The sequence below is a fragment of the Chryseobacterium sp. SIMBA_038 genome (assembly GCF_046535115.1).
Taxonomy (GTDB): Bacteria; Bacteroidota; Bacteroidia; order Flavobacteriales; family Weeksellaceae; genus Chryseobacterium.
In genome coordinates, this window is record NZ_JAWRXH010000132.1 from 1 (window position 1) to 277 (window position 277).

Annotated in this window: 1 protein-coding gene; it reads right to left on the reverse strand. The window is 34.3% G+C overall.

Going from position 1 to position 277, the window contains the following annotated elements:
- Positions 1-277, reverse strand: a 277-nt coding sequence (locus SB689_RS23000) for a DUF5117 domain-containing protein (RefSeq protein ID WP_410694380.1), incomplete at both ends; no start/stop codon positions are given.

Sequence of the window (277 nt, forward strand, 5' to 3'; positions counted from 1 at the left end):
CATCATTAAAGCTTTTCTGATTTCCGTCAAAAACTTTATTCACTTTAATGGCTACTGAGGTGGAATCATTGTTTTGTGCTTCAATATCAAAAACCTCAATCACAGATTCTGAAAAGTTATCCTTAACAGATTTTGTAATAGCATCATTTTTAGGTGACGACACTTTAGCTTCAGAGGTTTTCACCCATACTTTCTTGGCTAGTCTGTCACGGTGAAAAGAAATGATCTTATTTTCATAATTCATTCCTTTGTTTAAGCCTGCTTCATTCACCTGCAT